This window comes from Flavisolibacter tropicus (assembly GCF_001644645.1).
GTDB lineage: Bacteria > Bacteroidota > Bacteroidia > Chitinophagales > Chitinophagaceae > Flavisolibacter > Flavisolibacter tropicus.
Genome location: NZ_CP011390.1, coordinates 748326 through 767189 on the forward strand (window position 1 = coordinate 748326; position 18864 = coordinate 767189).

At 39.6% G+C, this 18864-nt stretch carries 10 protein-coding genes; 5 read left to right on the top strand and 5 right to left on the bottom strand.

Annotated elements, in window-relative coordinates; all coding sequences use genetic code 11:
• The first annotated feature begins 48 nt into the window (after positions 1-48).
• From SY85_RS03060 to SY85_RS03070, 3 genes are read left to right on the top strand one after another with little or no spacing between them, the layout of a single operon-like run.
• Entirely contained in the window at positions 49-6930 is a 6882-nt protein-coding gene (locus tag SY85_RS03060; protein WP_066401753.1) for a malectin domain-containing carbohydrate-binding protein, read from the top strand.
• A gap of 39 nt (positions 6931-6969) precedes the next feature.
• Positions 6970-7902, top strand: coding sequence for a beta-1,6-N-acetylglucosaminyltransferase (locus tag SY85_RS03065; RefSeq protein ID WP_066401754.1), 933 nt, complete (start codon positions 6970-6972; stop codon positions 7900-7902).
• Between the two features lie 58 nt (positions 7903-7960).
• On the top strand, positions 7961-8512 hold the full coding sequence (locus SY85_RS03070; protein WP_066401755.1) for a nucleoside/nucleotide kinase family protein: 552 nt from the start codon (positions 7961-7963) through the stop codon (positions 8510-8512).
• On the opposite strand, the gene SY85_RS03075 is transcribed toward SY85_RS03070, so the two are convergent.
• From SY85_RS03075 to SY85_RS03095, 5 genes are all read right to left on the bottom strand, one after another.
• Positions 8509-9333, bottom strand: a complete 825-nt coding sequence (locus SY85_RS03075) for a polysaccharide lyase family 20 protein (RefSeq protein WP_082886270.1) — start codon at positions 9331-9333, stop codon at positions 8509-8511. The genes SY85_RS03070 and SY85_RS03075 overlap by 4 nt on opposite strands.
• Positions 9334-9515: 182 nt before the next feature.
• The gene (locus SY85_RS03080; RefSeq protein WP_066401757.1) at positions 9516-10859 is read right to left on the bottom strand and encodes a heparin lyase I family protein; all 1344 of its coding nucleotides are present in this window, start codon (positions 10857-10859) and stop codon (positions 9516-9518) included.
• Positions 10860-12076: 1217 nt separating this feature from the next.
• Positions 12077-13816 (bottom strand): carbohydrate-binding protein, encoded by a 1740-nt coding sequence (locus SY85_RS03085; RefSeq protein ID WP_066401758.1) that lies wholly within the window; start codon positions 13814-13816, stop codon positions 12077-12079.
• 777 nt (positions 13817-14593) lie between these two features.
• Positions 14594-15727 carry a non-hydrolyzing UDP-N-acetylglucosamine 2-epimerase gene (gene wecB, locus SY85_RS03090; protein WP_066401759.1) on the bottom strand — a complete coding sequence of 378 codons (1134 nt, stop codon included), beginning with the start codon at positions 15725-15727 and terminating at the stop codon, positions 14594-14596.
• A gap of 124 nt (positions 15728-15851) precedes the next feature.
• Complete coding sequence (locus tag SY85_RS03095; protein ID WP_226998981.1) at positions 15852-16559, bottom strand: WecB/TagA/CpsF family glycosyltransferase; 708 nt, start codon at positions 16557-16559, stop codon at positions 15852-15854.
• Between the two features lie 665 nt (positions 16560-17224).
• Here SY85_RS03095 and SY85_RS03100 point away from each other — a divergent pair.
• Positions 17225-17746, top strand: a complete 522-nt coding sequence (locus SY85_RS03100; RefSeq protein WP_066401761.1) for a hypothetical protein — start codon at positions 17225-17227, stop codon at positions 17744-17746.
• 263 nt (positions 17747-18009) lie between these two features.
• Entirely contained in the window at positions 18010-18771 is a 762-nt protein-coding gene (locus SY85_RS03105) for a hypothetical protein (protein WP_066401762.1), read from the top strand.
• Positions 18772-18864: the final 93 nt, after the last annotated feature.

An 18864-nucleotide genomic window follows, 5' to 3' on the forward strand; every position in this document is an offset into this window, starting at 1 on the left:
AAGTGAAGACTGCCCTTTTCTATTACTTATTTCTTACAAATGATTACAATGAATTCTTCACGTATCTATTACCCTGGTATTTGCATTTATGCATTGTTGGTGGCATTATTATCAATAGCACTAACATTCCAAGCTAACGCACAAGTCAATTTTACATCTAGTGGCTTATCTGGAGCAAGTCTAACAAACCCTACTTCTTTGCAATTTGGGCCGGATGGAAGACTTTATGTATCGCAGCAAAACGGATTAATTAAAGCATTTACTGTTGTTAGAAATGGAGCAAATAGTTATGCCGTAACTGCAACAGAAACAATTAGCTTGATCAATCAGATTCCTAATCATAATGATGATGGTACCGTAAATACTTCAGTTACTACACGTCAGGTTACTGGTATACTGGTAACCGGAACAGCTTCCCAACCTAAGATATATGTAACGTCGAGTGACAGTCGCATTGGTGGTGGTACAAGTGGGTCAGATGTAAACTTGGATACTAATTCAGGTATCATTTCACTTTTAACATGGAATGGAAGTTCTTGGACAAAAATTGATTTAGTTAGAGGATTACCAAGATCTGAAGAAAACCACTCTCCAAATGGAATACAGATAGATCCTTCTGGAAATAAACTTTATGTGTCAATGGGAGGTATCACTAACGCTGGAGCACCCTCTAATAATTTTGGCTTTACTTGTGAATATGCACTTTCTGCTGCAATTATATCAGTCGATCTGACTGCAATTAATGCATTGCCAACACAAGGTAGCGGTAACACAGCTTTTAAATATGATATTCCAACGCTTGATGATCCTACTAGAAGCAATGTGAGTGGGAAAGACGTGAATGATCCATTTGGTGGAAATGACGGGTTAAATCAGGCGAAGATAGTTGCCGGCGGACCAGTAGAGATATTTTCACCGGGCTATAGAAATCCTTATGATTTATTGATTACTAAAACGGTCGGAAAAGCTGGAAGAATTTATACTATCGATAATGGTGCTAATCCTGGCTGGGGCGGTTATCCTGAAGGTGAAGGCACTGCAAACGTTACAAATAATTATAACAGTAATGAGCCCGGTTCCACAACAGGAACCGCAACTGAAGATAAGGTCAATAACCTGGATGGTTTACACTATATTGGAACCTTAGGAACTTATGTTCCAGGTAGTTATTATGGAGGACACCCAAATCCTACTAGAGCAAATCCCAATGGTGCAGGTTTATATACCAGAAGTGGAACTACTGGTGTTTTCAGAACGCAAACTTCAGGTTCTAACCCATTACCAGTTGACTGGCCCCCTGTTGCAACAGCCAATTCAATCGAGGGCGACTTCCAACAACCTGGAACTAGCGCTTCAACGGCCTTACTAACTTTTTCAAACTCAACAAATGGAATAACAGAGTATACGGCTTCAAATTTCAATAATGCTTTAAAAGGTGCCATTCTAGCTGCTAGTTACGACGGTGCTATTTATAAAATTGGATTAACTACTGATGGTAAAAACGTTACGAACTCAAAGTCTTCAACAAATAAATTAAACCAGGATGCCCCATTCGCTAGTGGCTTTGGGTCTACTCCGTTGGATATTACAGCTCAAGGAGACAATGATATATTTCCAGGAACTGTATGGGCAGCCACTTATGGCTCTAATGCTGTTACTGTATTTGAGCCTACGGACATGGCTACCTGTACGGGGTTAGATAATAATCAGGACGATGATTTAGATGGTTATACAAACGCTGATGAAATCGATAACAATACGAATCCTTGTTCTGCTTCAAGTAAACCTGCTGACTTTGATAACGATAAAGTTTCTGACTTGAATGACCCCGATGACGATAATGATGGAATTAATGATAATGTCGATTTATTCCCAATCGATGCAAACAATGGCGGAACTACTAGCATGCCGATTAACTATGAATTGCTGAATAATAGTCCTGGTACAGGATTTTTTGGACTGGGATTCACCGGCTTGATGAGCAACAAACAAACTGGTAATAATTATCTAAATACATACAACCCTGATAATCTTGTAGCTGGTGGTGCTATAGGTGCATTTACAATTGTTGATGTTTCACCAAAAGATGCGCTGGGTACATTAAATAACCAGGAAAATGGTTTCCAATTTGGTGTTAAAGCTGGAAATGCTCCTTTCACTATATCCTCTAAAATGTTAGGGCCGTTCTTTAATAACAAAACACCGTCAGGAAATCAATCGCAAGGTATATTTATCGGTACGGGCGATCAAAGTAATTATTTAAAAATTACCCTAAATGCCAATGGTGGTGTTGGTGGTATTCAGGTAGTAGTAGAAAATAATGACGTCCCTGTTAGTTCACAATTTTCTATAAGTGGAGGCATTCCAAATTCATCGCTCGAATTTTTCCTTTCTGTGAATCCTACAACAGGTGTTATCCAGCCTAAATACTCTTCCAACGATGGAGCGTTGATAAATGCTGGTTCACCCATTCAAGTAAGTGGAGCGCTCTTAAGTGCACTGCAGTCAGGTGGTGTTATAGCTGTTGGTATTATTTCAACCTCTATAAATGGCCCAACTTTTACTGCCACTTGGGATAATATTAAAGTAACAGCAGATGCAGTAAATACTTCTTGGACCACAGTGGCTTCTTCAGGTGTTGGTAAATGGGTAGGTGTAAGTGTAGTTGTAAATAATAAAATGTATGTTTTCTCTGGTTTTGATAATCCCCAGGTGCACATTACACCTAAGTGTGAAATATATGATCCTGCAACAAATACTTGGACATATGCTGCAGATATGCCATTCCCTGTAACGCATGCTGGTATTACTGTCGATGGTAGTAAAGTATATGTATCTGGAGGCTTCTTGTTAGGCTCTGATGGAGGTCCAAATACTGATAAGTTACAGATTTATGATGCAAATACTAACACATGGAGCTTTGGACCTAGCCTTCCTGAGTTATGTGGTGGTAATGCTCTTGTACGTGTTGGTCGTAAGCTTCACTCTTTTGGTGGCGTAATGACAGATAGGCAAACAGGCAACCCAGCGCATTATGTATTGGATCTAGATAACATTAACCAAGGCTGGGTTAGGAAGGCTGATATGCCTCTATCCCGCTGTCACTTCGCAAGTGCTTTCGTTGGGGGTAAAATCTATGCATTGGGAGGTCAAACAGGCCATGACGGCACGATCGCTGACGTGAAATATGTACAGGTTTATGATCCTTCAACAGATACTTGGACGCGCTTGAAGGATATGCCTTATAGTCGTTCTCACAGTGAATCAGCAACTTTTGTAATTGACGGCAAAGTATACTTGGTAGGCGGTAGGGCTAATACCACATTTAGCAATGTTCTTCCTAATGTCACATTCTATGATCCTGCTACAGATTCATGGACCGAAGACACTCCATTACCTGTTAATTTATTCGGACCAGCGGCTGAAGCAATTGGAAGTGAACTGATCGTTTCAAATGGTAGCTTTAATCAATGTTGTGATCCGCAAACTACAACCCGAAAAAGAGGGATTACTAGAACACCTAATTTCAAGATTGGATTTGTACCCGGTACTTTAAATATGTCTGTAGGTGCAGGTGGTTCAACAACTAAAGAAGTCATTCTTTGGACTTTGAGCGGAACGCCTACTTATACGATCAATACCAGCGGTTTCCCATCTTGGTTAAGTGTCACTCCAACTTCAGGGACTATCGACTTATTAGGTGGTACAGAAATAAATGTAACAGCTAATGCAGCATCACTGGCAGTTGGCAGCTATTCTGCCACTGTAATTGCTAAGGCTACTGGTTATCCGGATGCTGTATTGAATGTTTCATTGACAGTTACATCTAGCAATAAGAATGTGTTGTATGTATATGGTAGCATACCTCCGGCACAAGATGATATGAAGATGTCTTATACGGGCGCTACCGGTATGTCACAATTCAAGCAAGCATTGATAGATGTTGGTTTTAACCCAACAGAAGCTCTTGATGCAAACATCACACTAAATGCCGCAACCTTAAACCAGTATAAAATATTGATATTGGGTTCAAATAACCGTCGCTTTACTGCTGCAGAAAGTGCTGCTGTAGCTACATGGGTGAATGCAGGTGGTGGCTTAGTAGCTTGGTCTGATGCAGCTTTCGGCTGGTCGAATGGACAGTTGAATAGTTCCGAAGGTTCACTAAGTGATAATGACATCACACAACAATTTGGTTTGCAGTTCTTGCATGATAATGGCCAGCAGTCCTTTACATATAATCAGTGGGCTATTGATCATTATATTAACAAGTTCAATAAAAATGCAGGTGTCACCATTAAGGCAGAAGGTGTCAGCCCCATACGAACCAGCGGTTCAGCTACTATAGTTGGTGGTTTGCCAGCGGGTATGAGTTTGAATAGCATGGATGGTCCAGTTACAGCTGCAGATGCTGCTCTTGCAGTGGCAAAAATAGGCCAAGGACGTGTGGCTGGATTCTTTGATCGGAATGCTTTCTGGAACGGAGGAGCTGGAACAAATATTAACGAAGTGGATAATAAGGTTTTTGCACAGCGACTGTTCTTATGGGTTTCTGGTGTTGATAACGACCCAACTACTCCACCGCCTTCCAATGTTGTTTACCGCATTAATTCAGGTGGTCCGGAGATCACCACTTCGATCGGAACGTTTGCGGCCGACAATTTCTTCAGCCCAACACCTGGCTTTGTATATACTACAACGTCAGCCATCGCCGGAACAAATGACGATGCCCTGTATCAAAACGAAAGAGGCTCCGATCAGAAGCTCGGTACCTTTAGTTATGCCTTCCCGGTCAGCAATGGTACCTATACCGTGGTGTTGCACTTTGTAGAAATGTATCAAACAGTTGTGGGTGCACGCGTGTTTGATGTAAGTATGGAAAATGTCAAGGTGCTGGATAATTACGACATCTTCAAGAAAGTGGGTAAAAACGTCGCTACTACCGAAACCTTTACGGTAACGGTGAATGACGGCACATTGAATATGCTGTTCAGCGCGCTGGCAGCCGATGGTGGTGTTAACCGTCCTGAAGTAACCGGTATCGAAATACTAACTTCAGGGGCTACAACTAATCAGCCGCCTACTGCAAATGCGGGTAATGATCAAACCATCACCCTGCCAAGTAATAGTGTTACCTTAAATGGTAGTGGTAATGATCCCGGTGGCGCAATAACCGCTTATAGCTGGCAGAAGTTAAGTGGCCCTGCCCAAGGCACCATTGCCTCCCCAGGCAGTGCATCTACCAATGTAACGGGTTTGGTTCAGGGTACCTATGTCTTCCGTTTAACAGTTACCGATAATGGCAACCCGGCAGCAACAGGATTTGATGATGTAACCATTACCGTAAACGGTACTCCTACAACCAATGTTGTTTACCGCATTAATTCAGGTGGTCCGGAGATCACCACTTCGATCGGAACGTTTGCGGCCGACAATTTCTTCAGCCCAACACCTGGCTTTGTATATACTACAACGTCAGCCATCGCCGGAACAAATGACGATGCCCTGTATCAAAACGAAAGAGGCTCCGATCAGAAGCTCGGTACCTTTAGTTATGCCTTCCCGGTCAGCAATGGTACCTATACCGTGGTGTTGCACTTTGTAGAAATGTATCAAACAGTTGTGGGTGCACGCGTGTTTGATGTAAGTATGGAAAATGTCAAGGTGCTGGATAATTACGACATCTTCAAGAAAGTGGGTAAAAACGTCGCTACTACCGAAACCTTTACGGTAACGGTGAATGACGGCACATTGAATATGCTGTTCAGCGCGCTGGCAGCCGATGGTGGTGTTAACCGTCCTGAAGTAACCGGTATCGAAATACTAACTTCAGGGGCTACAACTAATCAGCCGCCTACTGCAAATGCGGGTAATGATCAAACCATCACCCTGCCAAGTAATAGTGTTACCTTAAATGGTAGTGGTAATGATCCCGGTGGCGCAATAACCGCTTATAGCTGGCAGAAGTTAAGTGGCCCTGCCCAAGGCACCATTGCCTCCCCAGGCAGTGCATCTACCAATGTAACGGGTTTGGTTCAGGGTACCTATGTCTTCCGTTTAACAGTTACCGATAATGGCAACCCGGCAGCAACAGGATTTGATGATGTAACCATTACCGTAAACGGTACTCCTACAACAGTTACAAACTATAAGATAAATACTGGCGGTCCAGATTTAACTACATCATTTGGATCATTCACTGCTGATAATTTCTTCAGCCCTAGCCCAGGCTTTACCTTTAGTACAACTCAGCCTATAAATGGAACTGCTGATGATGCCCTTTATCAGACAGAGAGAAGTGCAACAGCTGGTAATGGTACATTCAGTTATGCATTCCCGATTAATAATGGCACGTATACTGTAATACTGCACTTTGCAGAAATTTATCAGACCGCCATAAACAGACGCTTGTTTGATGTAAGTATTGAAAATGTCAAGGTGTTAGACAATTACGACATCTTCAAGAAAGTGGGGGGCTTTACAGCTACAACGGAAACCTTTACTACTACTGTTGCTGATGGTGTACTTGATATTTACTTCAGTGCTCTTGCTGCCGATGGTGGTGTGGATAGACCAAAAGTGTCAGCAGTTGAGATTAGTCCTGTTTCTACTCCACCTGTCGCAAGTTTGAGTAATGAAGCACTTCGTACTGATAATACACAAAGCAGCACTATCATAGCCTATCCTAACCCTTCATTCGACGGACGCTATAAAGTTGTTCTTCCAAAAGCTCTTGAGGGAGAATTAACCTATAGCCTGGTTTCTTCTACAGGCTCTGAGTTGGCAAAAGGCAAGCAGAATCTTTTAAAAGCAACATCAGTACTCGACTTCAATTTTTCACAACAAACGCAAAGGGAAGGCGTGTATTATTTAAAGATCAATAGTAAATCTGGTCAGTTGAATCTGAAACTGGCTAGAATTAATAAGTAGAATAATATTTTTTACCGAGCCGGCTAAGTTGATGATAATATGAATATCAATTATATTATACTAGCTCATAAAGAGCCCGGTCAACTATGCCGGCTGGTAGAAAAATTGAGTACAGAAAATACTTTCTTCTATATACACGTAGACCGATCCCAGGACATAACTCCGTTTAAAGATGTGTTGAAGGATAAATCCAATGTTTTTTTCTTATCAAAAAAGAATAGGATTGCGTCTACTTGGGGAAGTCCAGGCCTTGTTAAGGCTACTTTACAGGCTATGCGTGATATCATAAAAGATAACCGTAGCGGGTATGTGATATTATTAAGCGGCCAATGTTATCCTATAAAAAGCAATCAAAACATAGCTGAATTTTTAGAAAAACACAATGGGTGCAATTTTATAGAAGGCTTTGAATTGCCGGACTATCGATGGCCAAACTCTTCAATCCGCATGCAGTTTTATACTTTTTTTCTATCGAGTGAGAAAGGAGATTTTATTACCACTCCTTCTTTTTTCGATCTTTCGGTTCAAAAGATATTGTCAGTTGGCACCATCAAAAAGTATTTGAAAATATTCCTCAACGCCCCCTTAAAAACAAAAGTTCTGTTTAGTAAACGCAGATTTCCAAAAGAACTAAAACCATATGGAGGCATGCAATGGTGGGCGTTGCCCATTGAAACGATAAAGTTCATTATCAAATATGTAGATGAAAACCCTGCTTATTCAAAGTATCACGCTTTTACTCTTTTTAGTGATGAAATTTTCTTTCAAACCTTAGTTCATAATTATTGCACAAAGGTTAAGAACTCAATTATGTTCTCATCATGGTCAGGTATTGATGTTTCCTCCTCTCCCACAACAATTACTACAGATCATTTTGAAGAACTTAAACAACGAAAAGAAATATTTGCTAGGAAGTTTGATTTTGAAAAAGATCAAAAAGTGCTTGATATGATTGACCAGTATACAGCATAAAAATTACACTCTAAAATGCTTGGCTATTTTCATTCTTTATACTTAAATAAACTTTAAAATGATCATTGGTATTGGCGGTGTGAGCAGGGCTGGTAAAACAACCCTCTCTAGTTTTATTAAAAAGAAGCTTCGTAAGAAAACGTATGAGATTCATTTAGATCATTACATTAAAGAATCAAGTCACTGGGATTTCTTTGCCAAATTTCCTGCATTTTACTTGAGCATGCTTTATCGGAAGTTTGATATGGAGCATCCGGAAACGATTGATTTCACACGTTTGTACAATGATATTCTTTTACATAGTCAGCAAAATGAAATCGTCATTGCAGAAGGTTTTTTAATAACCTATGATCATCGTATAAGAGGCTTGCTTGACAAATACATCCATATAAAATTAACAAAGGATGAATTTATGAAACGGCGAATGAACGATTTTAAAAGAAATAACGAGTGGTACGCCAATCATGTATGGAATAGTTTCATGAAGTATGGAAACTATTATCAAGGTTTAAATCATTTAGTATTAGATGGTAATCAGCAGGTGGATAAGGAAGCAGTTCTTCGTTTTTTAAGTAGTAGCGAAAGTATAAAAGCTGATGTAATGACTTAAAAAGGTGACACAGTCTGAAGATTTGCATTTCTATCTCCCACTCTTATTTCATCAAAATATAATATCCTTGTACTTTCAGGAGATCGCTTGCCACCACCGGCCCATCCCCATTTATAAATGCCAACTTTAAAGTATGGAAATCGTTGATCATTATATGAATTAGGTCCTTCACGGAATAAAACTTTCTCTTTATTCTTCCAGACTTCTAAAATACCAGTACTGTCATACCGGAATTTGATGTGGAATACCCAATCGGTCCATTTACTTTTATCCACAGGACCTAAGTCATAAAACAATTCCCCGTCTTTCGTACGATTAGTATTTACTGGATTTGAAGCCCAAAGAACTTTTATAAAATAATGGTCATTTTTAATTTCTAGTGAAATGGGGGGCGATCGCCAATCTTCTCCTAATTGTTTGTCTGGAATTTCATGCCATTGTGCTATTACTTCAGGTACAGGGTCAGCAACGAAATCTTTTGGCAAATAATGACTAAACCCATACCAGTTTTCTCCCGTCTCGTCTGTTTTAAAATCCTGTTTGAGCTCCGCTCGCACATATCCATTATATTGAAGGGGATCAGATTTGGAAAACTCAAATCGTAAAGAGTATTTACCTTTTCTTGAAACCACTTTACTTACGGTGATCGCATCTTTTCGACACACTTCTAAAGACCATTGAGAGAAGGCATTTTCATTTTCAAACTTTGATTCAAGTAGTATTGATTCCATTAGCCTATTGTTTTTTTGACAATAAGAATTTTGTGAGAAATAGACTAGGAAACAAAATGCAGAAAATAGATATGGTGCAAGTGATTTCATGATTTTAGTAACCCCATCTTAAAAGATTACTTAATAGTTAAGGTGATATTGATTGATAAGATATAAAACTTTTGGTATTGGAAAAACAAAAAAGCCAGGAATAAATCCTGGCTTTTTTTATATGCTTTTGATGTTTTTAATGAGTTGTAGCAAACAACTCTCGTGTTTAATCTTATATAAGATTACATAGTGCTCAGAGAGCTACTTTCGTTACCTACACGTACATCGTCTACGTACATCACGCGAAGCGTTGCATCACTGGTTGCTGTTCCACTCCATACCCACTTGTAGATACCCAGTTTAAAGGTTGGTAAGCTAGAAGTAATGGCTGGTGGATAAATGGTTTTACCCGCGTAGTTCAACACCTGTGAACCATTTTTCCAGATCTGCCACGCACCATCGGTGTTGTAAGAAAATTTGTAGTGAATCACAAAGCGCACCCACTGGTCTTTTGGAACTGCACCAATGTCCATGGTTTTAGAAGTTCCGGTGCCTAAGGTACCAGAGAATACCTGGCCGTTCACTTCTGCCCAGATGTGACCATTTTTTACGATCAGGCTCACGGGAGGAGAAGTCTGGGACGTCTGGTGTGCCTGGTGGAACAATTCTGGTTTAGAATCGTCCTTCATGCCACTGGATGGCCAGTATACAGAGAAAGAAACCCAACGGTCTTTTCCGTTATAAGTTGAAGGGAAACGTACTTCAGAACGGTAATTGGGATCGGTATCACGCAGTTCAAAACGACCTACCTTGGAACCCTGCAGGGCCGGTGTAGTAGCTGTAGTGAAGGCGTACGAAGTATACCACTCCTGACCAAAGCCACTCCATGGAGAAGTACCTTCAAAAGTCTCACGGAACAGGGTGTTAGAGCCAATTGTTGTACTACCCAGTGCACTGGAAGTAGTTGTTGTTGTGCTGCCAGAAGTACTACCCGATGTACCTGTAGAAGTAGAAGCATCAGTAGAACCACTGGTTGTTGTACCACCCACTACTTCAAACCAATTGATATTGTATCCAGCACTTACTGCATACAATTGAATGGTTTGAGAACCGGAAGCAAGATTAGCGTTTACGCTTACTGTAGTATAAGTCTGATAGGCTGCAGTCTTTGGAGCTGTAACGGTTGCCAGTACAGTACCGGCTGCATTACGCACCTGGAACTGACCACCAGGACCCGCCACGCGGAAATTCATTTTATAGGATCCTGCCGCTGGAGTTGTGACTGTGTATTTCATCCAGTCGCCGGCTTGGATAGAACCTACGTTCTTTCCACCTTCGCTACATGCATCCAGTCCTACTCCGCTCATGCTGGTATAGTTTTCTGCTTCTATACGTGTAGTAGATGTAGTTGTTGATGATGTAGTAGTAGCAGTTGGAGCATCCAATGCTAATGTTTCTGTTGGAGTTGATGCTGTTGCAACTGTGTTGTTTTCTGCAGACAGATCATCTTTCTTACAAGCAGTGGCTAATAGAATTACCGAAAGGTACGGGATCATTAGAGATAACTTAATTCCCTTGTTTTTCATGGATTTTGATTTTTGGTGAATGATTGCGATCAACTTGAGGGCTAACCGCTTTTTGTTTTAAGTGAACTTGTTGAAATAACGCACCAATTGATACGAATACTATTCCATATTGAGGCGTTTTTTGCACAGAGTTGTGGACTTAGTAGGTTAATGGTAGAGCTTGCTAAGTGGATATACCTATAATCCGTAAGCGCTTTCAGATAAATAGATTTCAATCAAATCCTTTAGTGGCAAGGGTTTGGCACGCCTTATTTGAAAATGCAGATTTCCTATTTGTATATAGGCTACAACGTTATTTTAGATCAATCAAAACCGCTTTATACTCTTTATTCCTGCTTATTATTTAAGCGTAAATGCTATGATAATTAGCTTCTTGGCATTTTTAAATGAAAGGATACATTATCGGTAAGTAGGAAACTGAGAATATGACAATTGATTATACTTAGTGGGATTCTTAATGATCTAGAGAGTTATAAATTGGCACGCAAGGAATTCATTAGGTACCTGCATTATATGCCAAAATCCAATTTTATACATTTAAATGCTATTTCTGGCATGGTCAATGACAAGCTCAATTGCAATTATTTTAAATCAAGATGCCAAAAACGTGTTCATATATATAATAGTATTATAAAGAATTAAAAAGGGTAAACATTTAAAGCTGCTTCATTTAGTAATTAATAACTCTCTAAACAATCCATTTTGAGCTATATATAATTCCTTCTTTAAAGGTTTATGGCATTTTAAATTTTATCGAGCCAATTGTTATATGCTGAAAATGAGTGTGTTATGAAAGAGTGTTGTTCGAAAGGTGCTATTTGTAGAATATCTTTTAATTGTTAAAAGTTGTTAACGAGCTTATTGAGTTGGTTTTTGGCAATTATTGAAGGATGCTTAATTGTTTTCCAATCTGATGGAATGCCTATTTCCCAGGTTATACCATTCGGCATCCCCTTATTAATGTATCTGGTAGGCAAATACGCATTCTTTTGATTTTTGGCACTGTCAAATAGGTGTTTATATACTATAGGAAGTAAGAAGCCCGTGTGAATTGATTAGAAAGTAAATTATTAAATAAGGGTCTTTCTAAGTTTTGCACTGCTATTATTCAATTGATTTTAATCAAACAAAAAAGCCAGGATTGCTCCTGGCTTTGTGAGATTGGCTGTTCACTTAAGCTCACTTTTATCAAACACCCAATCCACGATATTATAAGATTACATGTTACTTAGTGTACATTTTTCGTTACCTACACGTACATCGTCTACATACATCACGCGAAGCGTTGCATCACTTGTTGCCGTTCCACTCCATACCCACTTGTAGATACCCAGTTTAAAGGTTGGTAAGCTAGAAGTAATGGCTGGTGGATAAATGGTTTTACCCGCATAGTTCAGCACCTGGGAACCATTTTTCCAGATCTGCCAGGCACCATCCGTGTTGTAAGAAAACTTATAGTGAATGACAAAACGTACCCACTGGTCTTTTGGCACCGCACCAATGTCCATTGTTTTAGAAGTTCCGGTGCCTAAAGTGCCAGAGAATACCTGTCCATTAACCTCGGCCCAGATGTGGCCATTTTTTACGATCAGGCTCACGGGAGGTGAAGTCTGGGACGTCTGGTGTGCCTGGTGGAACAACTCCGGTTTAGAATCGTCCTTCATTCCATTTGATGGCCAGTATACAGAGAAGGAAACCCAGCGGTCAGTACCATTGTAAGAAGACGGGAAACGTACTTCAGAACGGTAGTTGGGATCAGTATCTCGCAATTCAAAACGACCGGATTTTGATCCTTGGTTTACAGGGCTGGATGATGTGGTAAAAGCATATGAAGTATACCACTCCTGTCCAAAGCCTGTCCACGGTGCTGAACCTTCAAAAGTTTCACGGAACATGATATTAGAACTGATGGTACCGCTACCAGTTGAGACACTAGGAGGTGTAGTTGGCTCAGTTGGTGCTGTCGGTTCAGTTGGTGCAGTAGAACTGCCTGAGCCGTCAGAAGTTGAACTGCCTACTACTTCAAACCAATTGATGTTGTAACCACCGGTTACGGCATAGAGTTGTATAGTTTGTGAACCAGCTGCTAGGTTTACATTTACGCTCACGGTTGTATACGTTTGGTAGGCTGCAGTTTTGGGAGCCGTAACGGTTGCCAGTACAGTACCGGCTGCATTACGCACCTGGAACTGTCCACCTGGACCCGCCACGCGGAAATTCATTTTATAGGATCCTGCCGCTGGAGTTGTGACTGTGTATTTCATCCAGTCGCCGGCTTGAATAGAACCTACGTTCTTTCCACCTTCGCTGCAAGCATCTAAAATAACACCACTCATGCTTGTAAAACTCTCTGCTTCAACACGGGTAGTAGTAGGTGAAGTTGGTGCAGTAGAACTACCTGCATCAGAAGTTGTACCGCCCACTATTTCAAACCAATTGATGTTGTAACCACCGGTTACGGCATACAATTGAATGGTTTGAGAACCAGAAGCAAGATTGGCGTTTACGCTCACTGTTGTATAGGTCTGATAGCTACCTGTTTTAGTTGCTGTTACAGTTGCCAGTACAGTACCGGCTGCATTTTTAACCTGGAATTGTCCACCTGGACCCGCCACGCGGAAATTCATTTTGTAACTACCTGCTGAAGGAGCATTTACACTATAGTTCATGTAGTCACCAGCTTGCACGCTTCCTATGTTTTTGCCGCCCTCACTACAGGCATCTAACGTAATACCTTTCATGCTGGTGTAGCTTTCTGCTTCTATACGAGTAGTTGTCGCCGTAGCCGTTGCTGTAACTGTTTCTGTTGGGGCATCCAATGCTATTGTTTCTGTAGGTGTCGAACTCGTTACTGTATTGCTTTCATCGAAATAATCAGATTTCTGACAAGCAGTAGCTAAAAGGATCACCGACAAGTACGGGATCATCAGTGATAATTTAATACTCTTGTTTTTCATGGATTTTAGCTTTTTGGGGTGATTGATTTGATTACAGTTAGCTTGAGGACTAACCGATTATTAAAAGTGAACTTGTTGAATCAACGTGGCAATTGTCTTTAGTCGGATACTTTTTATTTAGGCTGATTAGACAATTGGTCCGTTATATTTTCATTGATTAATTTTTACGAGGGCAAAACTATCTACGCTTACGCGTGCTGTTGAATTCTAGAAGACATAAGAATAGTGTAAGAAGACATCTTAAAACGAAAGAAGAATTTTCTATTTCGTATATACGTGAGTGTAAATACTTAGAAACTTAATAGTGTAATGAATAGTATTTAGTATAAACACTTAGTGTTATCTATTGAATTAGTTTATATAAATAAGTGAATACACTTTGTTGTATGGTTTATTAAAGACTAGCTACCCACAATTCGAATTGGGAATACATGAATTACAAGAACAGGGTATTCTAATTATATAGCTATCCTGAGTATGGATGTTTAATTAGTATTGGGGTTATTATATTAGAGTAACAAGCAAAAAAAGGAAATCTGCAAACTAGAAGGAGAAAAGTTGGAAGTTGAGAAAGATCAATTTTGAGTAGTAATGTAGGTGTAAGGATAATATTATATACAGACTATTTTATAACAAACAATTAAAAATAAAACAGGCTAAATGTCAACCATTTAGCCTGTAGTCAATATAAAAAATCAAAATGAATCGAGTTGTAAAATATCTTGATTTATTTATTAGTCAACATTGTGTAACATGTTGATATTCAGCATTTATTTATTAAGAAGCCTGAAGTGCATATTCCACTTTAGGTATATTGGGAATATTATAAACTCTTATTATGGTGGCAATAATTCTTTGAGCCGTATCACCATCCCAAAGTGGCGGAACACTATAGGGCTTCCAGATTCCCTGCATTATTTTTTCTAAGTAAGGCAACAGGTTGTTTGGATCTGTACCGATGAGCTCGTTTGTACCAATAGTTACTGTTTCAGGCCGTTCTGTTGAATTTCTTAGGGTAAGACAAGGGATGCCGAGAACAGTAGTTTCTTCAGTTATACCTCCGGAGTCAGTAATAACAGCTTTAGCATTTTTTACCAGGTAAATAAATTCAAGATAACTCATAGGGTCGGTCTGAATCAGCCTTGGGTGCATAAAACCTGCTGAATCAAGCATTTTACGCGTTCTTGGATGAACAGGAAAAACGATGGGAAGCTTCCCGGTACTCTTTAGTATAACTTCCAGCAAATGAGTTAGGTTGTGGGGATCATCTACATTAGATGGTCGGTGAAGTGTTATTAAGAAATAGTTCCCTTGCCTTAAATCTACTTGCTTCCAAAGTTCGGGTTGTATTAATCGGTTTATATTTTGATACAAAGTATCAATCATGGTATTGCCAACAAAGTGTACTTTTTCTTTAGGCACGCCGGAATGATATAAGTGATGATTGGCTTCTTCGCTAGTGGTAAAGAAATGATCACAAATAACATCGGTAACCAAGCGGTTTATTTCTTCTGGCATTGTTCGATCTCCTGAGCGAATGCCCGCTTCTACATGTGCTACATCTATGCATAGCTTTTTAGCTACTATTGTACAGGCCATGGTAGATGTAACATCTCCTACTACCAGTACTAGATCTGATTTGTTCTCCTGTAATTCTTTTTCAAATTTTACCATAATGGCAGCTGTTTGCTCTGCCTGGCTTCCTCCCCCAGCACCAAGATTGGCATCTGGCTCAGGAATGCATAGTTGCTCAAAAAAATCGCTACTCATTTTCTTATCATAGTGTTGACCCGTATGTACCAAGCGATACTTAATATCATAACCATTTGTTTGAGCTTCTTGTATAGATTTGATGATGGGTGCTACTTTCATAAAGTTAGGCCGGGCGCCAGCTACGATAGTTATAATCATTGCAATCTTGTTTATTGATTAAGGTGTAACAGTTTCCTTTTTTAAAAGGTCAGATAGGTTAATAAATAAGAGAATGATAGATATTATTGAATGCGAAATAGTAATGAAGTGCAGATCAACTGGGTTAGTTGGCCGATTGAAACACTTGCTTTATTTTTTCTTTTGCTACTAAATAGATAAACTCAGAGTTGCCAAATAGGTAACGCTTCCACATTCGTTTTGGCTCCTGCAGTACACGGTAAAACCACTCCATGCCTAAGTTTTGCATCCATAAGGGAGCCCGTTTTGTTTTACCGGCAATTACATCAAAGGAGCCTCCCACTCCCATTATAAATGGTACATTCAAGAGGTGTTTATAGGTATTAAGAAAGATTTCTTTTTTGGGTGATGTTACAGCCACAAATAGCATATCGGCTCTGCTCGTTTCAATCTGTTTGGCCAATTCTGGCTCTTCTTCTTTTTTAAAATAACCATTGCGATAGCCAGCTATCAATTGATCGCCATATTTTGTACGATAAACTTCTACTACTTTTTCCAAAACTTCCTGCTCCGCACCTAGTAAGAATATTTTATACCCTTTACTTGCTGCCATGTCTACCAGGTTGTGCATGAGATCAATTCCTGCAACTCGCTCAGGCAATGCACAGTTTAAAAACTTTGATGCCCAAACAATAGATTTACCATCTGCATTAATGATATCACAGTCAACGATAGATTTTTTAAGTTCTTCATCTTTCTGAGCGTTGACCATTTTTGCTGCATTAACTACAACATGGTGTACAGGACTTTTGTCTTGTATAGCTTTATTAATTAAAGCTAGTGTTTGTTCCATGGTTAGAGCATCAACAGGGATTCCACAGATCCGTACTCTCCTTTTTAGTGTCTCCATACTAAAATCTTAAATAGAAATAAAACGACTGCTTTAGTACAATTTCAATTACTTAAATGGGAAGCTCTTCAATAAAGATGGAGTGGATGAGTAGTTTCGAAAGGGTATGATAATTATAAAGATACAAGCGTCATACCAAGTGCTACAACGCCGTTTATTGGGAGTCAAAATACTTAAAGATTTTAAGATTTGCAAGCAACAAGGAATATGATTATCAAGGAGATGCCAAGATTTCCTGAAGATATATCAAATGAATACAGTGTGGAAAAATGATCAAAGTTCATATTGGAAAACTTGCTAATTGTTTCTCTAAAACCCCAATAATCCTTCATGCTTCCTTGCCTGCTACTCCTCTGTTCCTTCATTACTCCTGCTCTGTCCCTTCATAGTTACTCCGTATAGAATTGTGGGTTACTCCGTATAGTAGTCTCCTTTACTCCGTATCAAAGGCTAATAAGATGTAGTAACAAGTCAGAACAGATAGGCAAACAACTGGTATTAAAACCTGCTTACATGTGTATAACTAAAGCCACCAGAAAGCTTGTGTAGTTGAAATTGTCAGTGTAAATTTACTAAAATAATTAGTAATAAGTAATCAACCCTAACTTATGGCACGACAAGCAGGCCCGCTCTTCTTCACCGGCACCATCGATGACATCACCTTTTACAAAATGGAAGGAGTGTATTTGGCTAGAAAGAAAAGCTCGCTGAATCGCCGCCAATTCCGCACCGATCCCCGCTTTGCCCGCTCCCGAAAAAGTGCTGAAGCCTTTGGCGAAGCTTCCCAGTTGGCCTCCGCCATCTACTGGCAATTACCCAAAAATCAGCGGGGCAAAGGTGTCGTCAATAGGCTCACCGCCCAGGTCGGCGAGCTGCTAAAAAAAGGAAAAACAAGAGAAGAGGTTATCCAACACTTTCTAATACATGACCAGCACCCGATTACTCATACGACTCTTAAATCTCAGGCCAATGAACCCTCTCCCAAGCCAGAACGAAATTCGGCTTGGAAAGTAACACCTAAAGGAAAGTTGATTGGTCCTATGCCACTAAAAATCCTTTCCAATGATACCGGAACCTCTTTTGCAAGTGCGGCTAAACTTAACAGCTATTTTGTCCCTCAACGAGAATAAGTGTTATTAAATGATAGATTCTTTTAATTAAGAGAACCAGCCTTCATGCAATCAAAGTATTCATGAATTATAATGAAAACTATGGATAGTTTGATAATAAGAAGTAGCAAACCTTTGGCAATCGTATAAAGTCTTAAGAGCATTAGTTGTAGTTTGTAGAAAGGCTTTCTACTTTTTATTATCTTGTACACCTTAATCCAAAACTATCAATGCTGTCACTTGGTAAACGCAATTGCTTTCTGTTTCTACTTTCCATTTGTATAATGAGTCCAGGTTTAGCTTTGGGACAGAAATCAAAAGACTGTTCAAACTTCAAAAATGGTTGCTTTCACTCCTATCCAATTAATTCTGCCGATCATTATATATTGCACAGGGATGGTGCTACACAAAAGGAAATCAACGCTGTTACCGGTGATTCCATTATCTGGAAGTTGGATTGGAATAGTGATTGTTCCTACTCATTAAAATATATATCAGGCAGTAAGCTAAAACGTGAAGAACTGGCAGTTTTAAAGCAGCATACCTTTTTTTATGAGATCACGGAGAACACGCCCGATTACTACTTATTTAATGGCTATTTGGAAAACAAAAAAGGAGCTTTGTTACAATCAGACACCATGTGGCTGAAAGAAAAAGCGGTTACACCTAATACATTGCTATTCGCGCCAACCGACCCTAATGCCGTACGAAAAGCCCGCTTTAGCGACACATCCACTTACGCCTTGCTTTATATATACCGGCCTAAGAGAAACATTTGCTTTTTAGCAGATTATACGGTCTATGGAAACGACATGCCTATGTTTGTATCTAAAAACAATTCTCGGTATATACTTAAAATATATAAAGAAGGACCACTTAAGCTGAAAGCAAAGGGCGGTTTAAAGGATGATAACTTGGAAATTAATATCCGCTTCGGGCAAAAATATTACCTGGGTGCGCTCATTAAATTTGGTGGTTATTGTACACCGTTACTGACACTGGAAAAAGAAGAAACAGGAAAACTAGAATTTGATAACATTCTTTAAATCTCACCTATTTTAATAGTGGATCTTTTGCTACAATTACATGCCAATAAAACAGCCCAGTTTTGGTAGGCATTTTGCTTCACAATTTACCCG